This window comes from Streptomyces sp. TRM68367, assembly GCF_014495685.1.
Classification (GTDB): domain Bacteria; phylum Actinomycetota; class Actinomycetes; order Streptomycetales; family Streptomycetaceae; genus Streptomyces.
Window position 1 is genome coordinate 131,614 of sequence record NZ_JACTVI010000002.1, and the last position, 22,060, is coordinate 153,673.

The 22,060-nt window shown below is 70.2% G+C and carries 26 protein-coding genes and 1 pseudogene; 2 read left to right on the plus strand and 25 right to left on the minus strand.

What is annotated here, in order from left to right; translation table 11 throughout:
• Both H8R17_RS45550 and H8R17_RS02005 read left to right on the plus strand, forming a co-directional pair.
• Positions 1 to 402: pseudogene (locus H8R17_RS45550) on the plus strand (hypothetical protein); the annotation flags it as partial.
• Positions 403 to 439: 37 nt separating this feature from the next.
• Entirely contained in the window at positions 440 to 826 is a 387-nt protein-coding gene (locus tag H8R17_RS02005) for a hypothetical protein (RefSeq protein ID WP_187821337.1), read from the plus strand.
• 240 nt (positions 827 to 1,066) lie between these two features.
• Here the strand turns inward: H8R17_RS02005 and H8R17_RS02010 are convergent, their stop codons facing one another.
• The 25 genes from H8R17_RS02010 to H8R17_RS02125 form a co-directional block, all read right to left on the minus strand.
• On the minus strand, positions 1,067 to 2,482 hold the full coding sequence (locus tag H8R17_RS02010) for an NADH-quinone oxidoreductase subunit N (RefSeq protein ID WP_187821338.1): 1,416 nt from the start codon (positions 2,480 to 2,482) through the stop codon (positions 1,067 to 1,069).
• Positions 2,479 to 3,984 (minus strand): NuoM family protein, encoded by a 1,506-nt coding sequence (locus H8R17_RS02015; protein WP_187821339.1) that lies wholly within the window; start codon positions 3,982 to 3,984, stop codon positions 2,479 to 2,481. The genes H8R17_RS02010 and H8R17_RS02015 overlap by 4 nt, the downstream gene beginning before the upstream one ends.
• A gap of 5 nt (positions 3,985 to 3,989) precedes the next feature.
• A complete protein-coding gene (locus H8R17_RS02020) occupies positions 3,990 to 5,837 on the minus strand; it encodes a proton-conducting transporter membrane subunit (protein ID WP_187821340.1) in 1,848 nt (615 codons plus the stop codon).
• Entirely contained in the window at positions 5,834 to 6,139 is a 306-nt protein-coding gene (gene nuoK / locus H8R17_RS02025; RefSeq protein WP_187821341.1) for an NADH-quinone oxidoreductase subunit NuoK, read from the minus strand. The genes H8R17_RS02020 and nuoK overlap by 4 nt, the downstream gene beginning before the upstream one ends.
• Positions 6,136 to 6,696: an NADH-quinone oxidoreductase subunit J gene (locus H8R17_RS02030; protein ID WP_187821342.1), complete on the minus strand. Its 561-nt coding sequence runs from the start codon at positions 6,694 to 6,696 to the stop codon at positions 6,136 to 6,138. The genes nuoK and H8R17_RS02030 overlap by 4 nt, the downstream gene beginning before the upstream one ends.
• Before the next feature lie 32 nt (positions 6,697 to 6,728).
• The gene (locus H8R17_RS02035; protein WP_187821343.1) at positions 6,729 to 7,673 is read right to left on the minus strand and encodes an NADH-quinone oxidoreductase subunit H; all 945 of its coding nucleotides are present in this window, start codon (positions 7,671 to 7,673) and stop codon (positions 6,729 to 6,731) included.
• Positions 7,666 to 9,093 (minus strand): hypothetical protein, encoded by a 1,428-nt coding sequence (locus H8R17_RS02040; RefSeq protein ID WP_316959276.1) that lies wholly within the window; start codon positions 9,091 to 9,093, stop codon positions 7,666 to 7,668. Before H8R17_RS02040 ends, H8R17_RS02035 begins: the two co-directional genes overlap by 8 nt.
• The gene (locus H8R17_RS02045) at positions 9,084 to 9,440 is read right to left on the minus strand and encodes an NADH-quinone oxidoreductase subunit A (RefSeq protein ID WP_316959277.1); all 357 of its coding nucleotides are present in this window, start codon (positions 9,438 to 9,440) and stop codon (positions 9,084 to 9,086) included. Before H8R17_RS02045 ends, H8R17_RS02040 begins: the two co-directional genes overlap by 10 nt.
• Positions 9,441 to 9,654: 214 nt before the next feature.
• The gene (locus H8R17_RS02050; protein WP_187821488.1) at positions 9,655 to 10,002 is read right to left on the minus strand and encodes a metalloregulator ArsR/SmtB family transcription factor; all 348 of its coding nucleotides are present in this window, start codon (positions 10,000 to 10,002) and stop codon (positions 9,655 to 9,657) included.
• A gap of 16 nt (positions 10,003 to 10,018) precedes the next feature.
• Positions 10,019 to 10,417 carry a (2Fe-2S) ferredoxin domain-containing protein gene (locus H8R17_RS02055; protein ID WP_187821344.1) on the minus strand — a complete coding sequence of 133 codons (399 nt, stop codon included), beginning with the start codon at positions 10,415 to 10,417 and terminating at the stop codon, positions 10,019 to 10,021.
• The gene (locus H8R17_RS48510; protein ID WP_316959278.1) at positions 10,414 to 11,118 is read right to left on the minus strand and encodes a hypothetical protein; all 705 of its coding nucleotides are present in this window, start codon (positions 11,116 to 11,118) and stop codon (positions 10,414 to 10,416) included. Before H8R17_RS48510 ends, H8R17_RS02055 begins: the two co-directional genes overlap by 4 nt.
• 33 nt (positions 11,119 to 11,151) lie before the next feature.
• Positions 11,152 to 11,448, minus strand: a complete 297-nt coding sequence (locus tag H8R17_RS46210) for a hypothetical protein (protein WP_262504927.1) — start codon at positions 11,446 to 11,448, stop codon at positions 11,152 to 11,154.
• Complete coding sequence (locus tag H8R17_RS02065) at positions 11,445 to 12,461, minus strand: GTP-binding protein (RefSeq protein WP_187821345.1); 1,017 nt, start codon at positions 12,459 to 12,461, stop codon at positions 11,445 to 11,447. Before H8R17_RS02065 ends, H8R17_RS46210 begins: the two co-directional genes overlap by 4 nt.
• On the minus strand, positions 12,458 to 12,748 hold the full coding sequence (locus tag H8R17_RS02070; protein ID WP_187821346.1) for a hypothetical protein: 291 nt from the start codon (positions 12,746 to 12,748) through the stop codon (positions 12,458 to 12,460). The genes H8R17_RS02065 and H8R17_RS02070 overlap by 4 nt, the downstream gene beginning before the upstream one ends.
• Before the next feature lie 14 nt (positions 12,749 to 12,762).
• Entirely contained in the window at positions 12,763 to 13,221 is a 459-nt protein-coding gene (locus H8R17_RS02075; protein WP_316959279.1) for a Fur family transcriptional regulator, read from the minus strand.
• A 488-nt stretch (positions 13,222 to 13,709) separates the two neighbouring features.
• Positions 13,710 to 14,348, minus strand: a complete 639-nt coding sequence (locus tag H8R17_RS02080; protein ID WP_187821348.1) for a VOC family protein — start codon at positions 14,346 to 14,348, stop codon at positions 13,710 to 13,712.
• A gap of 137 nt (positions 14,349 to 14,485) precedes the next feature.
• Complete coding sequence (locus H8R17_RS02085; protein WP_262504928.1) at positions 14,486 to 14,767, minus strand: hypothetical protein; 282 nt, start codon at positions 14,765 to 14,767, stop codon at positions 14,486 to 14,488.
• Between the two features lie 44 nt (positions 14,768 to 14,811).
• Positions 14,812 to 15,348: a DUF4396 domain-containing protein gene (locus H8R17_RS02090; RefSeq protein WP_187821349.1), complete on the minus strand. Its 537-nt coding sequence runs from the start codon at positions 15,346 to 15,348 to the stop codon at positions 14,812 to 14,814.
• Between the two features lie 367 nt (positions 15,349 to 15,715).
• Entirely contained in the window at positions 15,716 to 17,317 is a 1,602-nt protein-coding gene (locus tag H8R17_RS02095) for a peptide chain release factor 3 (RefSeq protein ID WP_187821350.1), read from the minus strand.
• Between the two features lie 665 nt (positions 17,318 to 17,982).
• Positions 17,983 to 18,231 (minus strand): hypothetical protein, encoded by a 249-nt coding sequence (locus H8R17_RS02100; protein ID WP_187821351.1) that lies wholly within the window; start codon positions 18,229 to 18,231, stop codon positions 17,983 to 17,985.
• A complete protein-coding gene (lgt, locus tag H8R17_RS02105; protein WP_187821352.1) occupies positions 18,228 to 19,091 on the minus strand; it encodes a prolipoprotein diacylglyceryl transferase in 864 nt (287 codons plus the stop codon). Before lgt ends, H8R17_RS02100 begins: the two co-directional genes overlap by 4 nt.
• An 18-nt stretch (positions 19,092 to 19,109) precedes the next feature.
• Positions 19,110 to 20,684, minus strand: coding sequence for an apolipoprotein N-acyltransferase (gene lnt, locus H8R17_RS02110; RefSeq protein WP_187821353.1), 1,575 nt, complete (start codon positions 20,682 to 20,684; stop codon positions 19,110 to 19,112).
• Positions 20,685 to 20,701: 17 nt separating this feature from the next.
• A complete protein-coding gene (locus H8R17_RS02115) occupies positions 20,702 to 21,157 on the minus strand; it encodes a hypothetical protein (RefSeq protein ID WP_187821354.1) in 456 nt (151 codons plus the stop codon).
• A gap of 130 nt (positions 21,158 to 21,287) precedes the next feature.
• Positions 21,288 to 21,545 (minus strand): hypothetical protein, encoded by a 258-nt coding sequence (locus H8R17_RS02120; protein WP_187821355.1) that lies wholly within the window; start codon positions 21,543 to 21,545, stop codon positions 21,288 to 21,290.
• A gap of 16 nt (positions 21,546 to 21,561) precedes the next feature.
• A complete protein-coding gene (locus H8R17_RS02125) occupies positions 21,562 to 21,768 on the minus strand; it encodes a hypothetical protein (RefSeq protein ID WP_187821356.1) in 207 nt (68 codons plus the stop codon).
• Between the last annotated feature and the right edge of the window lie 292 nt (positions 21,769 to 22,060).

The following is a 22,060-nucleotide window of genomic DNA, read 5'->3' on the forward strand; positions in this document are numbered from 1 at the left end:
GACGTACGTGAAGAAGGCGCACATAGCCCTGGGCACGGCAGTAGCCGCGCTCCTGATCGGCGCCGCCGCGGCGACCGCATCCGTGCACAGTCTGCTCCGCCCCCGGCGCCGCCCACCCCGGAGTGGGTCAACGCCGACGGCACGGTCGACGAAAGCAAGATGCCGGAGTCCCTGCCGCTCATCGGTGCTGACGGCAAGGTCGTCAAGGACGCCAAGGGCAAGACACTCAAGGTCAAGACACGCGGCCTACTCAACCCCTCCGGAGCTCCCGTCGCACCCCAGTACGGACCCCAGTCCGCCCCCAATCTGAAGGCGGGAGAGAATCGATCCGTCGAAACGGACGCGGACGGACGGGTGACCGAGAACATCCAGGTCCGGCCGTCCGTACCGCCCGCTAACTGACGGCCCCCGCGGCCGGCCGGGCTAGGGGGAGAAGGGCATGAGGGGAGTTCGACGCGTGTTGCGTCTGCTGGAAGGGCTGTGCGCGGTCATCGCGGTGCTCTACGCGACGCTCTTGGTGCTGTTCACCAACTACGACGCCCTGCTGGTCACCTACGAGAACGGCATTGCGGTCTTCGCGGGAGCATGCGTCGGCTGGGTGGGCCTGCGCCTAGTGCGCTCCCCGCGACGCCCCCCAGTTAGGCTGGCCATCGCTGGTGCGTGCGCCATTGGTCTGGTGGCCGTGATGTGGTGGACAACCCGCCCTACGGCGGACCAGCAACATGTCACGCCCACCCCGGGCACCGGGCGCTCCTGGCACTCGCAGCCCCCCAACGGTACTCCTGGCACCGTTCCACCTCCTGCCCCGCCGACCGCCGGACCGTAATCATCCCCAGTTGGAGCCCTCGGCCGCTCATGCGGCAACCGAGGGCCCCTGCCATGGGGCAGAGGGCTATGCACGTAGAGGCAGACCGTGAGGCGCCACAGAACTCACCGTTCACCTGACGACGGGACTCGTCACGGCCACAATCACCATCAAGAGGTGCCGCGTCCGGTCTCTGGTGTATGGGCGTGGCAGGACGGAGGGGAGGGCGGTGCTCCGTGGCATCGCCCCCCGGCGCGTACCTCAGTTGAGAGCGCCGCTCAGCACTGCCAGTACCGGCCCACCCGCCAGGCCGAGACCAAGTGATGCGGCGGTGGCCGTGTACGCGACAGTGCGTGCGGTGCGGTCGCCGTGGTGGAGTGCTGCTCCCTCGCCCCGGGAGAGGGGCGGGACGATCCAGCGCAGGTAGTAGAAGAGCGAGGCGACCGTGTTGACCGCGGCCAGGACGGCGAGCCACGCGTAGCCGCCGTCGACGGCGGCGGTGAACACCTCCAGCTTGCCGAGGAAGACCGCGGTGGGCGGGGTGCCGACGAGGCCCAGCAGGCAGATGACCAGGCTCAGGGCCAGCAGGGGCCGTTGGCGGGCCAGCCCGCGGTAATCGTCCAGGTTCAGGGCCCGGGGGAGGGCGCAGACCACGGCGAAGGCGCCGAGGTTGGTGACGGCGTAGGCGGCCAGGTAGTACAGCAGAGCTTGCTGGGCCTCGTCCGAGCGGTCGGCGACCGCCACGGGCATCAGCAGGTAGCCGACCTGGCTGATGGTGGAGTACGCGAGCAGTCGTTTGACGTCGTTCTGGAAGAAGGCGGCGAGGTTGCCGAGGGTCATGGAGGCCGCGGCGAGTACGGCGATCAGGGCGGACCAGGGGAGTGGGCTGTCGGCCAGGGGCACCGCTCCAAGGCGGAAGAGCGCGGCGAGTGCACCGATCTTCGGGATGGTGGTGAGGAGCGCCGCCACCGGGGGGCTGCTGCCCTGCACGGCGTCGGGGACCCAGAAGTGTGCGGGCACGCCTCCGGCCTTGAACAGAATGCCTGCCAGAAGCCCTATCGTGCCGGTGGCGATCAGTGCCTCGGGCGCGTCGCGGAACGCCTCGGCGAGCATCGGGTACCCGGTGCCGCGTCCGGTCGCGTACAGGACCGTGATGCCGGTCAGCATCAGCACGCCCAACAGGGCACCAATGACGTAGTACTTCAGGGCTGCCTCGGTACCGGGACCGTCCTTGCGGAAGCCGGCGAGGGTGTAGGCGGGGATGCTCGCCAGCAGGTACCCGGCGGCGAGCAGCAGCAGGTCCTGCGTGCCGGCCATCATCAGCGCGCCGAGGGCCGCCAGTTGCACCAGGACGTAGAACTCGGTCTCACGTGAATCTCGTTGGAGTGGGCCGAAGGAGACGCCGAGGACGAGGAGCGTGCCGGAGAGGACCACGATCCTGGACGTACTCGTCACCGGATCGATGGTGAAGGCCTCACCGAAGGCGGTCATGGCGGGCTCCGCGGCAGCCACCGACGCGGCGATGATCCCGCCCACGCACGCGAGGGCGGCCAACAGCCCCACGATCCACTGCCGGGCACGGGGCAGCCAGGAGCCGAGCAGCAGCCCGAATACGGCCGAGGCGGCCAGCAATACCTCGGGGAGGAGGTCGAGTGGGTTCTCGTTCATCTCGGTCATCGGGCGAGCAGCTCCAGGACGGACCGGGAGGCCGGCTCGATGACGTCGAGCAGGAAGCGCGGGGCCACACCGAGGACGACGGCCAAGGCGAGGAGCGGGACGACTGCGAGGCTCTCGTGCACGCGGATGTCGGCGAACGCACGGGGCGTGCCCGGGGCGTCGGGCAGGCGCAATGGCCCCGTGAAGACCTGACGCAGCGCGCGCAGGAACAGCCCGGCGGTGAGGAGGATGCCGAGCACCGACAGAGCTGTAGCCACGGGCCTTGGTCCAAGGCTGCCGGTGAAGATCTGGAACTCTGCGATGAAGCCGGAGAACCCCGGGAGCCCGAGCGAGGCGAAGGCCGCGACGCCGGTCATGGTCGCGAACGCGGGCGCCATGGCGGCGAGTCCGGAGTAGGAGCCCATGTCGTACGTCCTCCCGCGCTCGTACAGCACGCCGGCGAGGAGGAACAGTGCGCCCGTGAGCAGCCCGTGGCTGACCATCTGTGTCACCGCCCCGGTGACGGCCAGGGAGCGGGCCTGCTCGGAGGTGTCCGCCGTCGCGGCGGAGGCGCCGACGGCGAGCACGATGTAGCCCATGTGGTTCACGGAGGTGTAGGCGATCATCCGTTTGAAGTCGGTCTGGGCGAGGGCGACCAGCGCGCCGTGGAGGACGGAGATGACGCCGATAACGACCAGGACGATCGCGTAGCGCCGCCAGGCCTCCGGGAGCATCGGCATGGCGATACGGACGAAACCGTACGTGCCCATCTTCAGCAGCACCCCGGCCAGGATGGCCGAACCGGCGGAGGGCGCCTCGACGTGGGCCGGCGGCAGCCACGTGTGGAACGGGACCGTCGGGGTCTTCACCGCCAGGCCGACGACGACGGCGAGGAGCACGAACGCGCCGTAGACGGAGCGTCCGGCGAGCGGGTTCTGCTCGGTCAGTTCGACCATGTCGAAGGTGTGGGGCGATGCGGCGAGGTAGAGGCCGATGAAGCCGAGCAGCAGAGCGAGCGAGCCGATGAAGGTGTAGAGGAAGAACTTCAACGCCGCCCGGGCGGCCTGTCGATGGCCCCATCCGGCGATCACGAAGTACATCGCCACGATGGACAGGTCGAAGAAGACGAAGAAGAGGATCAGGTCGAGGGCGGCGAACAGGCCCAGGCAGGTGGTCTCCAGGAAGAGGAACAGCGCGGCGAACTCGCGGATACGGCGGTTCTCCCGCAGCGAGTACAGCGCGCAGGCCAGGAACAGCAGGCAGGTGAGGGCGAGCAGCGGCAGCGACAGCCCGTCCACGCCGACGTGGTAGCCGACGCCGGCGCTGGGGATCCAGCGGGCGCGCTCTTCGTACTGCATGCCGCCGTCGGCCTCGTACCCGGCCCACATCGCGATGACCAGGGCGAGTTCGAGCGCCGACGTCAGGATCCACACGGCACGGATGACCGTCGATGTCGTACGGCGAGGCAAGGCGAACAGCAGTAGTGCGACGGCCATGGGTACGAAGACGAGGGCGGTCAGCAAGTGGGTCACCTCACGAGGACGAGCACGACGGCGAGGACGGTGAAGGCGGCGACGGCCTGGGCGAGGTACTGGTGCAGCTGCCCGGTCTGCGGGCGGCGGGCCCAGCGGCCGAGGGCACGAGTCCCGGAGGCGACCGCGGTCACTGTGCCGTCGACTGCGCGTTCCAGGACGCCGTCCGTCCAGCGGGCGAACCGTACGGCTGCCGCGGCCGAACCGTCGACGGCACGGTCCAGGCCCCGATCGTCGAAGGCCGCGGCGGCCCGTGCCAGCCGCATCACGGGAGCGACCAGCAGGACATGCGCGGCACGCTCGAAGAGCAGCCAGTCCGCGAAGCTCGACTTCGCCCATTGAGGCAGGGGCAGCGGGCGCGTGCCCCAGGCCCAGGTGGCCGCGGCGGCCAGCAGAGCGAGCGCCCCGGAGAGCACGAACTCCGAGGCATGAGGCTCGGGTTGACCTGCGTGTGCCAGGACGCGCCCGACACTGTCACGCAGTGGAGGGAAGGCCACCGGCGTCAGCGCGAGGCACGCCAGGGCCAGCAGGGCCAGGGGCCACACGGCGCCGCCCGGGATACGGCGGCCCTCGGGCCGCGGGACCGCGGGCCGCCACACGAACCACAGGGCCTTGGTGCTGTAGACCGCCGACAGCAGGGCGGCCGCCAGGGCGACGCCGTACAACCAGGGACTGGTCTCCAGGGTTCCCGCGAGCAGGACGTCCTTGGCGGCCCAGAGCGACAGCGGCGGAATCCCGGCCAGGGAGAGCGCGCCGACGGTGAAGGCCACACCGACTGTCCCGTTGTGTCGCGCGGCGCCGAGCAGTTCGGGGAGTCGCTGGGTGCCCAGCGCGGTCAGCCAGGCGCCGGCGGCCAGGAAGAGCAGGCTCTTCGCCGAGGCGTGGGCGATGAGTTGCAGCGTGCCACCTGATGCCGCGCCGGTTCCGGCGGCGAGCACCATGAAGCCGATCTGGGCACAGGTCGATGCGGCGAGCAGTTGCTTGAGGTCGGTTTGCGCTACCGCGACGAGCCCGAGGAAGACCGCGGTGGCGGCGCCTGTCCACGCGACCACATCGTCGCCCCAGCCGGAGGCGTCCAGCAGCGGTCCGGTCCGCAACAGCAGGTACGCCCCGGCGACGACCATGGTCGCCGAGTGCAGCAGCGCGGAGACGGGGCTCGGGCCTTGCATGGCCTTGGACAGCCAGAAGCTGAAGGGCAGTTGGGCGGACTTGCCGAAGGCGGAAACGATGATGCCGGCGGTGATGAAGGACAGCCACGGGTCGTCGGCGCGCGCCAGTCCGTCGAGCGAGAGCGTCGTGTCCCGGCCGCTCGCGAGCGCGGCACCCGCCGCCAGATAGAGTCCCAGGTCGGCGGTGCGCGTGGTGAGGAACGCGGTGTCGGCAGCGCGCGTACGCTCCGGATCCCGCCACCAGTATCCGATCAGCGCCCATGAGGTGGCGCCGATGACCTCCCAGCCCATCAGCAGGACCGGGAGAGTGGTGGCCGTGACTGTGACGAGCATGCTCCCGGCGAACAGCAGCATCAGCCCGAAGAAGCGGGCCTGTGCCTCGCCTGCCCCGAACTCGGCGGCGCTGAAGAGGAGTACGGCCAGGGTGACCGCCGTGACCGTCGCCGCCAGCAGCCCGGACAACCCGTCCACCGCGAGCCGTACCGGCAGCCCGTCCAGGAGTGGCGCCTGCGCGGCCGGATGCCGAAAGGCCGCCGCGATGGCGAGTCCCGTGGCGGCGACCGCGACGGCGAGCGCCAGACCGGGTGCAATCCGGTCGGCCCTGCGCCCCACCGCCAGCAGCAGGACACCTGAACCGAGCGGTACGGCGACCAGCACCCACAGCAGGGCGCTCACTCCTTCAACTCCGCGGCCATGTCGGTCATATCGACTTCCCGTGACCGGAACAGGGCCGTGACGACGGCGAATCCGATCGCCATCTCCAGTGCCATCGCCGTGATCGCGACGACGACCAGTACCTGTCCGTCGGCGGTGGCCGGTGCGATGTAGTGCCAGGCGGTCGCTGCGGCCAGGATGACCCCGCCCAGCATCAGTTCCAGGCCCATCATCAGCATCACGATCGACTGCTGGGTGAGCGCCCCGAACAGCCCGATGCAGAAGAGCGCGGCGGCCAGCAGCAGAAACAGTTCCAGACTCACCGGCCGACACCGCCTCGTACGGGATCGTCCGCGCGCCGGGCCCGCAGATCGTCGCCGAGGCGGTCGTAGCGTCCCCGTCGCGTGGCCAGTACCACCGTCGCGACGATCGTCGCGAACAGGGCCATGCCCAGCGTCATCATGGTGAGCATCTGCGGGCCCATGAGGGACATACCGAGTTCCATGGTGGGGTCAGCAGGCGCCTTCCCCCGCCGGGCGGGCCAGGGCGCGAACAGGACCCCGGCGGCCAGGAGCACGAAGACAAGACCGCAGACGACGGCCGCACCCCGCTTGTTGTGCATCATCGTCATCGGCATGAGCCCGGCCGGGTTCATCATGTACATCACCATGAAGACCGCCATGATGGCCATCTCGATGGTCATCATCAGCACGGTGACGATGCCCAGGTAGTCGAGCCCTAGCAGCACCACGAGCCCGCCCACGCACAGCAGCGATGTCAGCAGGGAGAACGTCGCCCGGGCCATCGAGTCGAAGCGGAACACCATCGCGCCGCTGATCACGGCCAGGACGGCCAGGACCCAGAAGACCGCGACATCCATTGACGTACGTCACCTCATTTCCGTCACGGAGTTCACCGGTTCAGCACCACCACGGCCACGACCAGCGCCTGCACGATGGCCAGCGGGGTCAACACGACCCAGGTCAGCTCCAGATAGCGGTCCATGCGCAGGGTCGGCACCCGGCGCCGGGCCCAGACCAGGAAAGCCAGCACGGCCGCCGTCTTGAGCACGGTCCATGCCCAGCCGGGCAGCAACGGCCCGTGTCCGCCGCCGAGGAAGAGCGGCACGCTGAAAGAGGCGGCCACGACCAGCAGCAGCCACCGGCCGCCGAGGAAGAGCACCCGGTCCGCGCCGGACAGCTCGGAGGCCGCGCCACCGGCGACATCGTGTCCGGCGGGCTGGTCGAACGGCCCCCAGAACGCCATCGCCATCGCGCTGAGCAGATAGATCCCGAAGGCCGCCGGCATCCACACCGCGAACCACAACCCGGCCTGGGCGCCCACGACTTCGCCGACCTGCAGCGACTCCGCGCCGAGCGCGGCGGTGGTGATCGCGAGCATGTGTGGCAGCTCGTACGCCAGCCCCTGCGCGAGGAAGCGATAACCGCCGATGAGCGAGAGCGTCGAGTTCGGCCCCCAGCCCGCTAGCCACACCGCCGCCCAGGCCAGCGCCTCCATCGCGTTGAACCAGACGATTCCCTCCGGCAGATCGGACACCGACCGGAAGCCGAGGGGCAGTACGACGGCGGCGAGGACGGCGGCGACGGGGAGGAGAGCCGCTCCGATCCGGGCCAGCGGCACGTCGGACGCCCGTGTACGACGGGGCTGCTGCACGAGGTGTCGCAGTACCTCTCGGCCGGGGCCGGTCGCGTGGACGACCGCCTCGTGCAGGGACGCCGGGCGCCCGTTCCGTGCGCCTGCCGCGAGCACGGCGTCGAGAGCGGCCATCACCAAGGCCACCGCGAACAGGAGAGCGGGCAGGGCGAAGACCGCCCACAGCGGAGCGCGATCAGTCATGGGCCACCCCCGCCAGGGGGAAGGACGCGAGCTCGTCGAGGTCCGGGTCCAGGCTGGCGACGATAACCCGCGCGCAGGCGAACTCGGCACCCTTCAGCAGGCCGGGCAAGGCATCCAGCAGCGGTTGAGAAGGCGGCGCTGCCCCGTCGATTCGCCCACGAGGGCCGACAGCTTCTGCCGCGTCCAGAACGTCGCTGTCGTCGCAGGCGGCCGCACTTCGCCCAACCGCGTCGAGCCACACGAGCATCCGACTGTGCGCGTCACCGTCAGCGAGAAGCGCCGGGCCGGTGACTCCGAGGTGACGTGCGTGCTCAGCAACCAGCGGCCCCAGCCCGGCGGTCAGCCACCGCAAGGTGCGGGACCGCTCGGCCCGGCGGATCAAGGGACGTACAAGAGCGGAGAGTTCGGCAGCACCGGCCCTGGCCAGAGCGCGATCCCGTACGTGCCGAGCCCGGGCCGCCATGTCGGCCCACCCCGTCACGGCGAAGAACCTGCCCAAGCTGTCCAGATGCGCCGCGCACAACCGTCGGGCAGCGTCACCCTGGGAAACCCGCTCACCCATGCGTTCCCGCAGCCACGGCTCATTCCAGAAGGGCGGACGCGAGGATGCGGGGGCCGTCGACTCAACGGCGACCTGCTGAACGACGTCGCCCTGCAGAGTCAGGCGCAGGACCAGCCCGGCGGGCCAGTCGGCAAGGGCCGGGCCCAGCGGTACGTGCAGCCGGTCGAGCCTCAGCCCGTCCCGGTCGTCGGCCCGATCGGCCATGGGGAGTCCGTCCACGACGCCGCCCATGTCGTGCCCGCCGTGCGCCTCATGTCCACCGTGATCGTCGTGCGCCTCGTGTCCGTCGTGCCCATCGTGATGATCTTCGTGCCCGGCGCGGCCTTCGGGCGCCCCCGAGTGCCCGTGCGAGTCGTGCGGGTGGGGCTCGACCTCGTCGTGCGCGGAGTGTTCGGCATGGTGAGCGTCTCCACCGTGCTTGTGGTGACCGTCCTGCTCCTCATTCGATCCCTGGGCCTCGTCCCCGCCACCGTGGTCTTTGTGTCCGGCCGAGTCGTCGTGGCCGCCATGGTCGGCGTGGTGAGAATGCCCGGGAGGACGCACAGGTTCCCCGCGCCGGAGTTCAGTGAGTCCGTGATCGAAGGTCTCGGAGATCTGCTCGATGTCGGTGAGCCGTACCCAGGCCTTGGGGGCTGGGACGGCCCGCCACAGATTTGCGACCCAGTCACTCTCCTCGGCCTCGCGATCGCCCACGATCACCAGGAGATCGGCCTCCGCGGGAACGGCCACGCAGCGCCACCCGCGCCGCGTCAACTCGGCCTCGACGGCGAGCCGTTCCCGCGTGGCACCGGGAGACACTGCCAGCAGAACCCCCGGCCGGGCCATGGCCCCTCGCGTGAGCTTGCGCGTCAGCTCCACCTGAAGGCCCCCTCCCGCCAGGCGTACCCGACGCCCGCCAGCAGGATGCCGAGGAAGAGGAACATCTCGACGACCGCGGTCGTGCCGACGGCAGAGACGACCTTCGTCCACGGGTACATGAACAGCATCTCCATGTCGAAGGCGAGGAAGACCATCGTGACGGGATACCAGCGGACGTGGAACCGGGAGAGGGGATGCTCCTCCGGTTCGAGCCCTCCACTGAACGGTCCGGTGCGCAGCGGCTCGCGGACCGCCCTTACCGCGATGGCCAAGGCATGGAGCAGGACGACGGCCGCGACGACCAGCACGAGCAGGGCCAGCACCGGTTGCCAGTCTGATGTCCGCACGGGGCCCCTTCCCTACGCTGCCGTCACACGGTTACCACGCCAGGCAGCATGTCAGTCCGTCGTGCAGCTGGGTACTTACGACACTGGGACCGCCATGCCAGGATGCGGCCGCCCATGTGGAGGATCGCTGCTGCCGCAGAGGTGCCGATAGCTGCGCTCCGAGGAATCGCCTGGCTCGCAACGCTGTGGCGGGCCCCTCCTGGCCGCGACTGGGTCAGTTTGGACCGCGCAGGCCAAGGCGGAGGTGTTCGATGTGGTGGACGGCCTGGTCGAGGAGTTGGGCGACGTGGTCGTCGTAGAGGCGGTAGACGATGCGGCGGCCGTCGCGCTGTCCCGTAACGAGACCCAGGGTGCGCAGCAGCCGGAGTTGGTGGGAGACGGCGGACTGCTCCATGCCGACGGCGGCGGCGAGTTCGGTGACGGAGTACCCGGTCTGCCGCAGCGTGGTGAGGATGAGCAGCCGCGAGGGCGTGGCGAGGGCCTGGAGGGTGGCGGCGACGGAAGCGGCGGTGGCCTCGTCGAGGCGGGCGACGGCCACGATGGTGTCGCGGCCGTCGCCCATGCCGTTGCTGTCGTGCTCAGCGGCGTGCACGGGTCCTCGTCTCGCGCGGCGGGCGGACGAACTGCATCGCCAGGGCAGGTGGGGGTTCGGCGAGTCCGGGGCTGCCCGCGTCGGCCCAGGTCAGGAGGTCGTCGGTGCAGTCGTCCATGGCGCAGCCGATCCAGGTCGCCCGGCCGCCGGCCCGGCGTCCGGCGGTGGACGGCTGGACGACGATGACGTTGGCCTGGTCGCAGGGGCCCAGACAGTCCGTCGTCCGCACCGCGAAGCGGCCACCGGACGCGGCGCCGGCGCGCAGCCGCTCGAGCTGCCAGGCGTGGTCGGTGCCGGGGTGCTTGCGCGGGTTGCCGCAGCAACAGCCGCGGCATACGACGAGCGTGCACGGACGGTTCGCAGCACCGAGTACCGTCCGGTTCACAGGGCGGTCCGTGAGGGCAGGCCGTATGCGCGAACGCGGCCGTCGCGGTGGGCGGTGATCAGCAGGTGCGGTCCGGCCCAGGCCAGCGCGGCGACGGGCGAGTCCGCGTCGTCCAGGGTGCGCGCCGGGCGCAGCCGGTTGGCGGGCTGTCCGGCGGTGGCGTACCAGAGTGCGACGGTGCCGTCGTGGCCGCCGCTGGCGAGGTGTCCGGCGGGGCCGGGCCGCCAGGCGAGCGCGCTGATCGTCTCGTGGCAGCGCAGGGAGCGCGGTGCGGTGCCGGCCGGTCCCTTGCCAGAGAAGTCCCAGACTGTCAGGTCGGGTGCGCCGTCGGCGGCGAGCCAGAAGCCGGTGTCGTCGAAGGCGAGGCGGGAGACCTTCTCGGGGTAGCCGGACATGGTCAGTTCGCTGCCGTCGCGGGTGCGCCAGATGTGGATGGAGGCGTCCTGGTTGCCGCTGCAGATCCACTTCTCGGTCGGGGCGACGGCGAGGGCGAGGTGTGAGCCGATGTAGGGGTAGGTGACGACGGGCTGTGCGGTGTGGCGCTCGTGGCCGTGCACGGCCCCGTACGCGGCGACGGCCAGCCGTCGCCCCCGGCGCAGCCAGGCGAGGTCGGTGACGGTGGACGCGGACGGTTCCGTACGCCACAACTCCTCGCTGTCCGCGTCGAGTACGAGCGCCATGCGTCCGGAGGCGATGGCCACCCGTTCGTCGTTGGCCCAGGCGGCGGAGGAGGATCAGGCGCCGGATTCGCGTACGACGGTGCGGCCGTCCGAGCGGCGCCACAGCGCGTACCCCATGGGTCCGGTGACCGCCAAGTGTCGGGCGCTGGGGGAGAGGTGAGTCTTCAGGGCGCCGCCGGGCAGGTCGAGTGCCCCCATCTCGCCACCCATCGCCGCGTCGAGGACGCGTACCGTGCCCTCGGCTCCGGCGACGGCCACGAGGTCGCCGCGCGCGCTCAGGGCGACGGGCGCGTCGTCGATGGTGATCTCCCAGGCGACGGTCAGGGCCTGGTCGGGTGCGGTGATGCTCATGCGGCCGCTCCCGCCGTGGCCAGGCAGTCGGAGAAGCCGCGCTCCAGCTCGTCGCGGTCGAGGTTGCGGCCGATGAAGACGAGCCGGTTGCGGCGCGGCTCGCCGGTCCGCCACTGGGCTCCTTCCTCGCCCATCAGCAGCATGTGCACGCCCTGGAAGACGTACTGCCTGCCCGAACCGGCGATGGCGAGGATGCCCTTGGAGCGGAAGATGTCGACGCCCTTGGTACGCAGCAGGTTGCCCAGCCAGGCATTCAGGCGGCGGTCGTCGACCTCGCCGTCCAGTTCGATGCCGACCGAGGTGACGGTGGTGTCGTGCTGGTGCTCGGTCTCGGTCAGGAAAGCCGGGTCGTCGGCGAGCACCCGGTCCAGGTCGAAGGCGCCGACGTCGAGAATCTGCTTCAGGTCGACCTCGGCGTTGCGGGCGCGCAGGATCTGCACGGGCGCGTTGATCGCCTTCACCCGCGACTCCACCTCGGCGAGGGTCGCCTCGTCCGCCAGGTCGGTCTTGTTGAGCACGATGCGGTCGGCGAAGGCGATCTGCTCGACCGCCTCGTTCTCCACGCCCTCGGGCTTGACCTCGTCGAGGTGCTGGAGGACGTGGGCGGCGTCGACGAGGGTGATGATGGCGTCCAGGCGCAGCTGGGCGGCGATCTCGTCGTCCATGAAGAAGGTCTGGGCGACAGGGGCCGGGTCGGCGAGGCCGGTGGTCTCGATGAGGATGTGGTCGAACTTCTCCCGACGGCGCATCAACGCGCCCAGGATACGGATGAGATCCCCGCGCACGGTGCAGCAGATGCAGCCGTTGTTCATCTCGAAGATCTCTTCCTCGGCGTCCAGCACGAGGGCGTCGTCGATGCCGATCTCGCCGAACTCGTTCTCGATGACGGCGATCCGCATGCCGTGGTGCTCGGTGAGGATCCGGTTGAGAAGGGTCGTCTTGCCGGAGCCGAGGAAGCCGGTCAGGACGGTGACGGGGACGCGGCCGTCGTCCACGCTGGTGGGTTCGGTCATGCGGGTCGGGCTCCTTCGGGTGCGGTGGTGAGCAGGGCGGCCTTGAGGTCGTTCTCGGTGATCTGCTCGGCGGGTTGGTGCAGGGTCCAGCGGCGGGGCGGCCCGTCCATGGGGAGGACGGCCACGACCGTCTCCAGCGGCGGACAGCTCGGCTCGGTGCAGGTCAGCTGGCGGATCACGACGGCGGTGTCCTCATCGAGGTCCAGCAGGCTGCGCACGGCCTCCTTCAGCTCGCGCAGCCGTGGGTTGGGAGTCGCGGGGCTTCCGGGGCCAAATCCCAGGGGCATGGGGGAGGTTCTCCTCAGTCGGTGGCGGGTTGGCAGCCGACGCAGACGCCGGTGAGTTCGACGGTGTGCTCCACCGCGGCGAATCCGGAGGCGGCGGCGATGCGTCCGGCCCACGCCTCGACGACCTCGGAGTCCACCGGCCGGCTGCTGCCGCAGGCGCGGCAGAGGAGGTAGTGGCGGTGGCTGTCGTCGGGCCGCCACCGGTAGAGCCGTTCACCGGCGCCGGCTTGGACGACATCGACCGCGCCTGCGGCCTCCAGGTCGCGCAGCGCGCGGTACACCGTGGTCAGCCCGATCCGTATTCCGTCGGCGATCATGCGCGCGTGCAGATCCTGCGCTGAGACAAAGTCGCGGCAGTTCGCGAGAGCTGCCAGAAGGGCCGACCGCTGACGGGTGGGCCGCTGTTGCGTCGTCAGGTCGCTCACGCCAAGTGTCACCCCCAGCGAGCAGATGAAAATGAAACCCATCTCCATATGAACGTTAGCTCATGTGAGGGCGGGGGCGCCAGACGGTATGGCTTCGCGCCACTGGGACGCGTGGCCCTCGTTGACCTGTTCCTCATCGGCGACTGGCGCCAGGCATCCCGGCCGTGCGGCTGTCCTGACCGGGCGATCGGTGCGGGTGAAGGTGCGTGACGATTCTTGAGCCTGCCGCGAAGAGGTCATGACCCTGCGGTTCTCCGATGAGACGCTGGCCGCTGAGCTGTCAGCCATGGGGCTCGACGTCACCCGGCCGCGCCCGAAGGCATACAGGCATGGCGGTATCCGCAAGCGCGGTGAGGCTCTCCCCTGGGCTTCCCGGGGGAGAGCCGTATGACCCCGACCAGGCGGGGCTCATCACCCGTCAATGCCCTGGGGCTTTGGCATGGGCGAGGTGTGAGCTGCCGGGTACATGGTGCCGCGCCCAAACGGTGGGGGGTACGTGCCGCTGTTCCGCTCGTCCGGCGGAGTGGCACGGCGGACTACTCAGCGAGGCCCAACGTGAGGGGCGCCCCGTCCACGAAGCCGATCTCGATGCGCAGGGGACCCGCGGTGCCGGGCGCGGTGCGCAGGCCGTTGGGCTTTCCTCCGCACCAGCCTTCGATGACGTCGGCCGGGCCAGCCACATCGATGCCGGTGATGCCGACCGGTTGGCGGCGGTGCGCGGCGCTGAGGGCAGCAGGGCCTTCCGGCCAGTGGATGAGGCAGGGCAAGAAGCGCCGGTCGAAGTTGGCGCCGAAGCCGGCCAGCGTGTACGGCGGAAAGCCCGGGCCCTCCGAGGGTGTCTCGATCACGGACATCCCGTTCGTGGCGGCGAGCTCGCGCAGCCGCTGCTCGTTCTCGAACGCTACGAGCCACGCCATCGGGACCAGGGGCTGCGAGGGGTGTGCGGCGAGTGCCTCCTTGTCGAACTCCAGCAGCGGCGGGGCGCCGGGCGCGGGAGCCTCACCGTTCGGATAGTGGATCTCCAGCACCTGGCCATGCCGCAGCGGTACGACGAGGTTGGACAGTCCAAGACCCGGAATGGTCCGACCACGGGCGATACCCAGACCGGCCTCGCTGAGCACTTGCTCGGCGTCAGTCTTGGTCCGGGCGGCCAGCACGACGTGATCGATCTCCATCGGAACTTACCTTCCGCCGCATCCCGCCTGCACTGCGAGGGACACCAAAATATTCGTAGTGAAGTTCGTTTTCAATAGTGCCGGGCAGCGGCCCAGGCGGGCTGTAATTGCGGGAGCTTGACTGGGGGCGCCCTGGCTCATGGAAGGAGTTGGCGTACGAGCGCGTCCGCAGCCCATTGCTCCCAGCGGGACGGTGGCCAGCCGCGTCCGGTGGTGAGCAGGGCATAGGTTTCCGGGCCGAGGATGGTCAGGGCGACGTCGGCGGCCGACGCGGCGTCGTGGCCGTCGCGCAGCGGGCCGTCGGTCTTGGTCACCAGGGCCTCGGCGAACCGTAGTTGAACCGTGTGTCGCTGCTCCGTGTTGGTGCGCCACAACTCGGCGAGTTCGGGGGTGGCGGCGACGCAAACGCGCCCTGGCACCCCTTGCGCTCAGGGGTGCCAGGGCGCGCTGGTCGGGTCGCTGGTCAGTGGTAGACGTGGACGACGGCGTGGCCCTTGCCGCGGCCGATCATCCACTTGTTGACCGGCGTGGTGATCAGGAAGGCGACCCCGAACCCGCCGAGAAGGGCGGACCAGAACAGCCCGTCGGAAAGGTGGGCGTCCATCGCGCCCGGAGTGAGGGCGATGATGCCGTTGTCGACCAGCTCCATCACGGCGATGGAAACGGTGTCGGCGGCAAGCGCCACCTTGATCGCGGTCTTGAGGTCCAGGCCGGCCCGGCGCACGGCGAAGAGCGTGAACGAGTAGCCGAACACGAACGCGAGCGTGATCGCCAGGACCATGGTCGGCACGTTTCCCCACATCAGGGCGGTGCCGATGACCATGCCGAGGATCTCGCCGATGGCGCACCCGGTCAGGCAGTGCAGCGTCGCCTTCGCCGCCATGGCCCAGGACGCTCCGCCGTGTCCCCCATCGGGTACCGCATGGTCGGAGTGGCCGTGGTGGCCCTCGCGAGTGGCGTGGTCGTGCGTGGGGCTGGTGTGGTGCGCGCTGTGGTCCATGGCCTACATCCCATTCCCGTCCATAGGGCCCGTCTTCGAGCCGCGGCCAGGAGCATATACCCCCCAGGGGTATGCGCCAAGAGGGTGGCGCCTGGGGTCGTTCCGTCTCTGGGGTGGCAGGTGGATTCGGAGATGGTCGAGCACTGCGGTGCTGCGCTCCTTGCGGAGTGACGGCCAGTCGATCGAGGGCTGGGCAAGAGGGCGGGGCGGAGAGTGGCAGAGGCCCGCCGCAGACTCCCGGCAAGAGCCCGAGTCCCTCCGCTGCTCATGTGGATGCGAAGGCTCCGGCGACGCCCCGCCCACGGTCGTCCGACCAGTGCCCGGCGGCGAATTCGCCCGCAGGGCCGGCCTCGATGTCGCTGGACAGTCAGTCGTGAGCGGCGATGAGGTGGTCCAGGCGGAGGTCCGGGAATTCACGCTGGAGGAGGTCGGCCTGCCAGCGGTTGCGGAAGAGGGCGAGCCGGGCGTTGTCGCGGACGCGGGTGAGCGCCTCGCCCCTGATCAGGGAGCGGCCCAGCGCCTCGGCGCCGGCCGCGTCGGTGGCCAGTGCGAGGCGGTACGGCAGCGGCTCTAGCCTGACCGGGGCGGCAAACTCGCCCGCCATCCTGGCGGTGACGACCTCGAACTGCAGCGGGCCGACCGCGGCCAGAACCGGGGCTTGGCCGCCGCGCAGATCGGAGACGAGCACCTGCACCACACCCTCCTCGTCCATCTGGGCGATGCTCCGCCGGAACTGCTTGGAGCGGCCGACGTCGACCGGCCGGGCAACGGCGAAGTGCTCGGGGGCGAAGGCGGGCATCGGCGGGAAGACGGCGGCCTGGTCCGCGTAGAGGGTGTCGCCCACCCGAAGGGTGTGGGCATTGACCAGGCCGACCACGTCGCCGGGGTAGGCGACGTCGACGGTGGAGCGGTCCTGGCCGAAGAGGCTGTGCGCGTACTTGGTGGCGAACGGTCTTCCGGTGGCGGCGCGCGTGAGCGTCATGCCGCGTTCGAAGACGCCGGAGCACACCCGTATGAAGGCGATCCGGTCGCGGTGGGCGGGGTTCATGTTCGCCTGCACCTTGAACACCAGCCCCGCGAACGGTGCGTCGACGGGGCGGGTGCCGCCGCCCGCCAGCTCCCGCGGCCCCGGGGGCGGGGCGAGGTCGACGATGGCCTCCAGCAGCTGCCGTACGCCGATGTTGGATATAGCCGCGCCGAAGAACACGGGTGTGGTCCGGCCGGCCAGGAACGCCTCCTGGTCGTGCACGGCGCCGGCGGCCCGCAGCAACTCCAGCTCCTCCACCGCCTGGTCCCAGTCCGTGCCCTCCTCGGCCGCCGCCCGCTCGGCCGCGATCGCCTCCTCGACGGCCTCCTGGGCTCCGCCCAGGGCGCGGGTATAGCGCAGCATCCGCCCGGGCATTCGTACGTCGATCAGACCGCGCAGATTCCCGGCGTCCCCGACCGGCCAGGTGACCGGGGTGGGCCTGAGCCGGAACTCGCGCTCGATCTCGTCCAGCAGCCGCAGCGCCTCACGCCCGGGCCGGTCCCACTTGTTGACGAACGTGATCACGGGGATACCGCGGTGGTGGCAGACGTCGAAGAGCTTGCGGGTCTGCTCCTCCAGGCCCTTGGCCGCGTCGATGAGCATCACCGCGCAGTCCACCGCGGCCAGGACGCGGTACGTGTCCTCGGAGAAGTCCGCGTGGCCGGGAGTGTCCAGCAGGTTGAGCACGCACCCGCGGTGCGCGAACTGCAGCACGGCGGCGGTGACGGAGATGCCGCGGGCCTTCTCCATCTCCATCCAGTCCGAGGCCACCCGACGCCGCCCGGCCTTGCCGTGCACCGCGCCCGCCCTGGTAATGGCCTGGGCGTGCAGCGCGAGGGCCTCGGTGAGCGTGGACTTGCCCGCGTCGGGATGGCTGATCACCGCGAAGGTGCGCCGCCGTGCCGCCTCATGGGGCGCCGCCCCTCTGCCGTCCGGGATCACCGCACCGCCTCCGCGCCCGCACGGGCAGCCGCGACGGAGTCATGAGCCGGGCGATGCGGCCGTACGGAGAGTGGCCGACGCAGTCCGTCGGCGTCGGCTCCCGGTGCGGGTCTTCGCGCCGTGCAGCGGCTGCCTCGACCGGATATGTGCCCCATGCAATCAGTTCCTCGTGCCTGCTCGCCAGTCTCCGGATCGGGGGTGTGCCCTGCTCGTACGGAGTTGAGAGCTTGGGGCAGATGTTTCCTCGCCGGGTGTTTGCTCCATGTTCCATGGTGCCCAGCCTGCTGGTCCACGGCTTGACCACATCTGATCCGCAGATCGGTGCGATGCCGACGGTCACGCCTTCTCGGCGGGGATGTGTTTGATGGCAGGAAGTAGGTGACGGCGCCGATGGACAGGTGCCACGCGGCCCTGCTCGTCCCGGACGTACTTGGTGGGCACAGTGCGTGCGACCATGCTCTTGAAGGCGAGCAGGATGCGGCTGGCGGGGTCGTAGATGCTGGGGTAGGTGGTGCCGAGGCCTGCCAGGCCGCGATCGACCGCTCCTGAACGCTCCCCCAGTCGTGATGGCTCTGACCGTCCGCACTGGGCGGCCCGCAGGTGCTCGGCTGGCGGCGCGCCGACGCGCGGGGACGGCCACGGGCAGGCTCGGCGGCGAGGAGCGCCTACGACTTGGCGTCCATCACACCGGCCCGCCAGACGCCGATGACGGCCGCCATAACGCCGCCCGCCAGGTAGAACACCGAATGGCCCCCGGGGAGGACTTCCAGGTCGCTGAACTCCTCGATCCAGTTCACCACGACGACCGCCAGACCCAGCCAGAACAGGGTCCATCCGAAGATCCTGTTTGGCACGGACCGGGTGTGCAGCTTCCCGACCTTGAGCTTGTTGTGCTTGATGCTGTTGCCGGTCATGTGCTCGCCTTCTCCGCTTCGGGGGCGTCCGCCCCGCCGTCGCTCGCCGAGATGTCCTCCACGCCCGGGCGCCGCCGGGCCGAGATCACCAGGTAGGCGACGGCGCCGGCGAACACCACGATCGAGGTCCAGTTGTTCAGCCGGAGCCCCAGGAAGTGCTGTGCCTCGTCGATCCGCAGGTACTCGATCCAGAACCGGCCGACGGTGTACGCGGCCACGTAGAGCGCGAAGGTCCGCCCGTGCCCGAGCGCGAAGCGCGCGCCGGCCCAGATGACCAGCACCGCGACCCCGACGTCCCACAGCGACTCGTAGAGGAAGGTGGGATGGAACGTCGCCACATCCGCGTAGCCCTCGGGCCGCTTGTCCGGAGAGATCTCCAGACCCCAGGGGAGGGAGGTCGGGCGCCCGAAGAGCTCCTGGTTGAACCAGTTGCCCCACCGCCCGATGGCCTGCGCGAGCGCGATGCCGGGCGCGACCGCGTCCGCGTACGCGGGGAACGGAACCCCGTGTCGGCGGCACCCGATCCACGCGCCGACGCCGCCCAGCGCGATGGCGCCCCAGATACCGAGGCCGCCCTCCCAGATGTACAGGGCCTTGATGGGCTCGCCGCCCGCACCGAAGTACGCGTCCGGGCTGGTGATCACGTGGTAGAGGCGGCCGCCGACGAGCCCGAAGGGTACGGCCCAGATGGCGATGTCGGTGATCGTCTCCTTCTTGCCCCCGCGCGCCGCCCAGCGGCGCGCGCCGAGCCAGACGGCGACGAAGGCGCCCAGGATGATGCAGAAGGCGTACGCCCTCAGGGGGACCGGACCCAGGTACAGGACTCCGGTCGAGGGGCTGGGCAGTGCGGCGAGTTCCATACCTGCACTATAAGAGATTCAGCTAAGTAGCTTAGTAAATGGTTGGTCATGCTCGGGCATGGAAGCAGGTGCCTGAGCTGCGGCTGCGGTGCGCCGCGAGCGACGCAGCGAGAGCGCCAGACCGACGAGAACGGGCGCCCCCAGCACCACCTCGGGCCACACGCCGAGCCACTCGGAGAGGGTGAGCCCCGAAGAGAGCGGCACCTGCTCCACCAGATGACCGCCACGCCAGGTCCCCAGCCGGTCCATGACCTGTCCGTCCGGGGCGACGATGGCGCTGACCCCGCTCGTCGAGGCGAGGGCGACCGCCCGTCCGTACTCGATCGCGCGGATGCGGGCCATCGCGAGCTGCTGCTCGGACTGCCCGGCCTGGATACCGCGCTCGTACGTCGCGTTGTTCGTCTGGACGACGAGGAGGTTGGCGCCCGCCCGGACGGTGTCGCGGACCCGGTCGTCGTACGCGATCTCGTAGCAGATCACGTCACCGAGCAGCACCTGCCCCGCCTCCAGCGGGGCCGTGGACGTACCGGGCAGGAGGTCGCGCGGGATGAGCTGGAGCGCGCCGAGGCCGCCGAGGAGCGAACGCGCCGGGATGTACTCGCCGAAGGGTACGAGCTGGCGCTTGGCGTACCAGGAGACCGGGCCCTGGTCGGGCAGCCACAGCTGGCCGGCGTTGTAGGCCCGGTCGTCGGGGGCTTCCAGCATGGCGCCGATGAGGAGGGGGCTGTCCAGTTCGCGGACCGAGTCGGCGACGAGGGAGCCGAGCTCCGGATTGCGTCTCGGGTCGCCGTCGAGGGAGTTCTCCGGCCACAGGACGATGTCCGGACGTGGGACCTCGCCGCGGCGTACGGCGTCGGCCAGGGCCTTGGTCTCGCGGGCGTGGTTCTGTGCGACGTTGCGCACCCGGGCCTGCTCCTCCAGCGTGCGCTCGCGTTCGACGTTGCCCTGGACGACGGCGACCACGGCGCTCGGCCCGGATGTCCCCGGGGCGGGGAGGGCGAGCGGTGTCGTGATCAGGGCAACCGCGCCAAGGCATACGGCCGCGCTGGCCTCCCGTCGGCCGCGGCGCCACTCTGTCAGGCCGCACACCAGCAGCGATCCCAGGAACGCGACGGCGAAGGAGAGGGCTGGGCCGCCGCCGACAGCGGCCCAGCCCGCATAGGGGGCATCCGCCTGACCGAAGGCCAGCCGTCCCCAGGGGAAGCCGCCGAGCGGAGCCCGGCCGCGCACCGCCTCCAGGACCACCCACCACGCAGCGGTGTACAGCGGCCAGCCCGGCAGCGCGATCAAGCGGGGCAGCGGCAGCGCGGCGAGTGCGAAGACCAGGGCCTGGATCGCAGTGAGGGCCAGCCACGGGACCAGACCGAGGTTCGCCAGCCAGACGATCAGCGGGGCGAGGAAGGCGATGCCGAAGATCCCGCCCGCGGCGAAGGCGGACCGGGCACGCCGTCCGCGCACCGCCAGGATCAGCAGAGCCGGGCCGAGCGGGGCCAGGAACCACCAGCCGACAGGCGGGAACGAGGCGTAGAGCAGCAGTCCACCGGCGGAGGCCGCTGCCCAGGACCGTAGCGTGGCCGCATTGGGGCGGGTCACGAGGGAAGTACCGGTCCTCACGAAGGCACTGCGCAGACGTTCGCGGTGCGCAGTCGTCGTACGAGCACGTGGACCAGCAGCGCCACCGAGGCGGCGGCGAGTACCGGTTGCAGCGGAGCGAAGTACGACAGGGCGCCGCTGACACCGATGGCCAGCACCACGAGCTTGTTGCAGATCGGACAGCCGACCGCGAAGGCGGACAGCAGTCCCGCGCCGAGGGCGCGAGCGGTGCGGGGACGCTCGGGCGGCCCGGCCGCGGGGACGTCGGCCGGGCCGATGCGGACGTACGTGGCCACCAGGAGCCCCTCAAGTACGGAACTGACCAGCCACACCGGGTAGTTCCACCAGAGCACCGGGGTCATCCGCGTGTAGAAGGGGGTCGGCACCACGCCCGTCGGAACGCCGATGACAAGTGCGGCGATCACCGTGACCGCTGCTGCCACGAGCCATCTGCGGGCGGGCCAGGTGCGCATGGGGCTGCTCCTCGGGATCGGGCCGCCGACCGGACGGCACGGCAAACCGGGGAGCCTGACAACGGCCTCCGGTCGGCGGCTGGCAGCCATGCTAAGTCACTAATCGGATTAGTAGCAATGAGGGGTTGGATCAGTGGCGAGGTCGGGGTTCGACGACGCGGTGGCCGTGGGCGAGGGCTGTCATGCGTCGCTGGTAGGAGCGTGTGTCGATCCGTCCGTGCAGCAGCAGGCCGGCGCACCACCGCTCCTCATCCTCGAGCGCCGCGCGCCTGCCCCTGACGCGGGCCAGGGGTGGGTACCGGCTCTGGTGTGTGCTGACCAGGCGGACTATGTCGTAGTAGATCGCAGCGAGAAGCAGGGTGCCGATCAGTATCGCTATCGCGGCCATGGGACCAAGGCCCAGTTCACAAGGTTTCGCGTGTGTCCTTCTGTGCGGCGCGCAGCTCGGCGACTTCCCTGCGCAGCTCGTCCAGCTCGAAGTGCGCCGCGGGTGAGTCGACGGAGTTGCTTCGCCGTGATGCGTGCAGCCCTCCGCGCGTCATGAACCACATCATCAGGCCCATGCCGATCGGGCAGGCCAGGAGGAGCAGTGGATACAGAAACTGAGGCATGGGGGCCTCCCGGTGGACTGCGGGACGCTCATCGAACCGCTCTATCTACTAAGTAGTTTAGATAAATGGGGACGTTGGCGCCAGTCCGGGCGCAATCCATCGCGCAGTGTGATGGATCTGTTGCTGGGGGTGTCTCGTGCCGGGGGTGGGTCTGGTTGGCTGCAGCGCGGCCGGCGAGGTCGCGGTCGGGGGTTCGTGTACGGGCCGGAGGTGATGCGCTTGCCTTTATCTACTAAGGGACTTAGTGTCTAGTTCGGTAGCCGACACTCGATCCCCAGCGGCCGCCTTCTTT

What these genes read in the sequence shown, in the direction of transcription:
- H8R17_RS02005 (WP_187821337.1), top strand. Translation starts at nt 440, where the DNA reads ATGAGGGGAGTTCGACGCGTGTTGCGTCTGCTGGAAGGGCTGTGCGCG.
- H8R17_RS02010 (WP_187821338.1), bottom strand. Translation starts at nt 2,482, where the DNA reads ATGACCGAGATGAACGAGAACCCACTCGACCTCCTCCCCGAGGTATTG.
- H8R17_RS02030 (WP_187821342.1), bottom strand. Translation starts at nt 6,696, where the DNA reads ATGGATGTCGCGGTCTTCTGGGTCCTGGCCGTCCTGGCCGTGATCAGC.
- H8R17_RS02035 (WP_187821343.1), bottom strand. Translation starts at nt 7,673, where the DNA reads ATGACTGATCGCGCTCCGCTGTGGGCGGTCTTCGCCCTGCCCGCTCTC.
- H8R17_RS02050 (WP_187821488.1), bottom strand. Translation starts at nt 10,002, where the DNA reads ATGGGCGACGGCCGCGACACCATCGTGGCCGTCGCCCGCCTCGACGAG.
- H8R17_RS46210 (WP_262504927.1), bottom strand. Translation starts at nt 11,448, where the DNA reads ATGAGCATCACCGCACCCGACCAGGCCCTGACCGTCGCCTGGGAGATC.
- H8R17_RS02065 (WP_187821345.1), bottom strand. Translation starts at nt 12,461, where the DNA reads ATGACCGAACCCACCAGCGTGGACGACGGCCGCGTCCCCGTCACCGTC.
- H8R17_RS02070 (WP_187821346.1), bottom strand. Translation starts at nt 12,748, where the DNA reads ATGCCCCTGGGATTTGGCCCCGGAAGCCCCGCGACTCCCAACCCACGG.
- H8R17_RS02075 (WP_316959279.1), bottom strand. Translation starts at nt 13,221, where the DNA reads ATGGAGATGGGTTTCATTTTCATCTGCTCGCTGGGGGTGACACTTGGC.
- H8R17_RS02080 (WP_187821348.1), bottom strand. Translation starts at nt 14,348, where the DNA reads ATGGAGATCGATCACGTCGTGCTGGCCGCCCGGACCAAGACTGACGCC.
- H8R17_RS02090 (WP_187821349.1), bottom strand. Translation starts at nt 15,348, where the DNA reads ATGGACCACAGCGCGCACCACACCAGCCCCACGCACGACCACGCCACT.
- H8R17_RS02100 (WP_187821351.1), bottom strand. Translation starts at nt 18,231, where the DNA reads ATGACCGGCAACAGCATCAAGCACAACAAGCTCAAGGTCGGGAAGCTG.
- lgt (WP_187821352.1), bottom strand. Translation starts at nt 19,091, where the DNA reads ATGGAACTCGCCGCACTGCCCAGCCCCTCGACCGGAGTCCTGTACCTG.
- H8R17_RS02115 (WP_187821354.1), bottom strand. Translation starts at nt 21,157, where the DNA reads ATGCGCACCTGGCCCGCCCGCAGATGGCTCGTGGCAGCAGCGGTCACG.
- H8R17_RS02120 (WP_187821355.1), bottom strand. Translation starts at nt 21,545, where the DNA reads ATGGCCGCGATAGCGATACTGATCGGCACCCTGCTTCTCGCTGCGATC.
- H8R17_RS02125 (WP_187821356.1), bottom strand. Translation starts at nt 21,768, where the DNA reads ATGCCTCAGTTTCTGTATCCACTGCTCCTCCTGGCCTGCCCGATCGGC.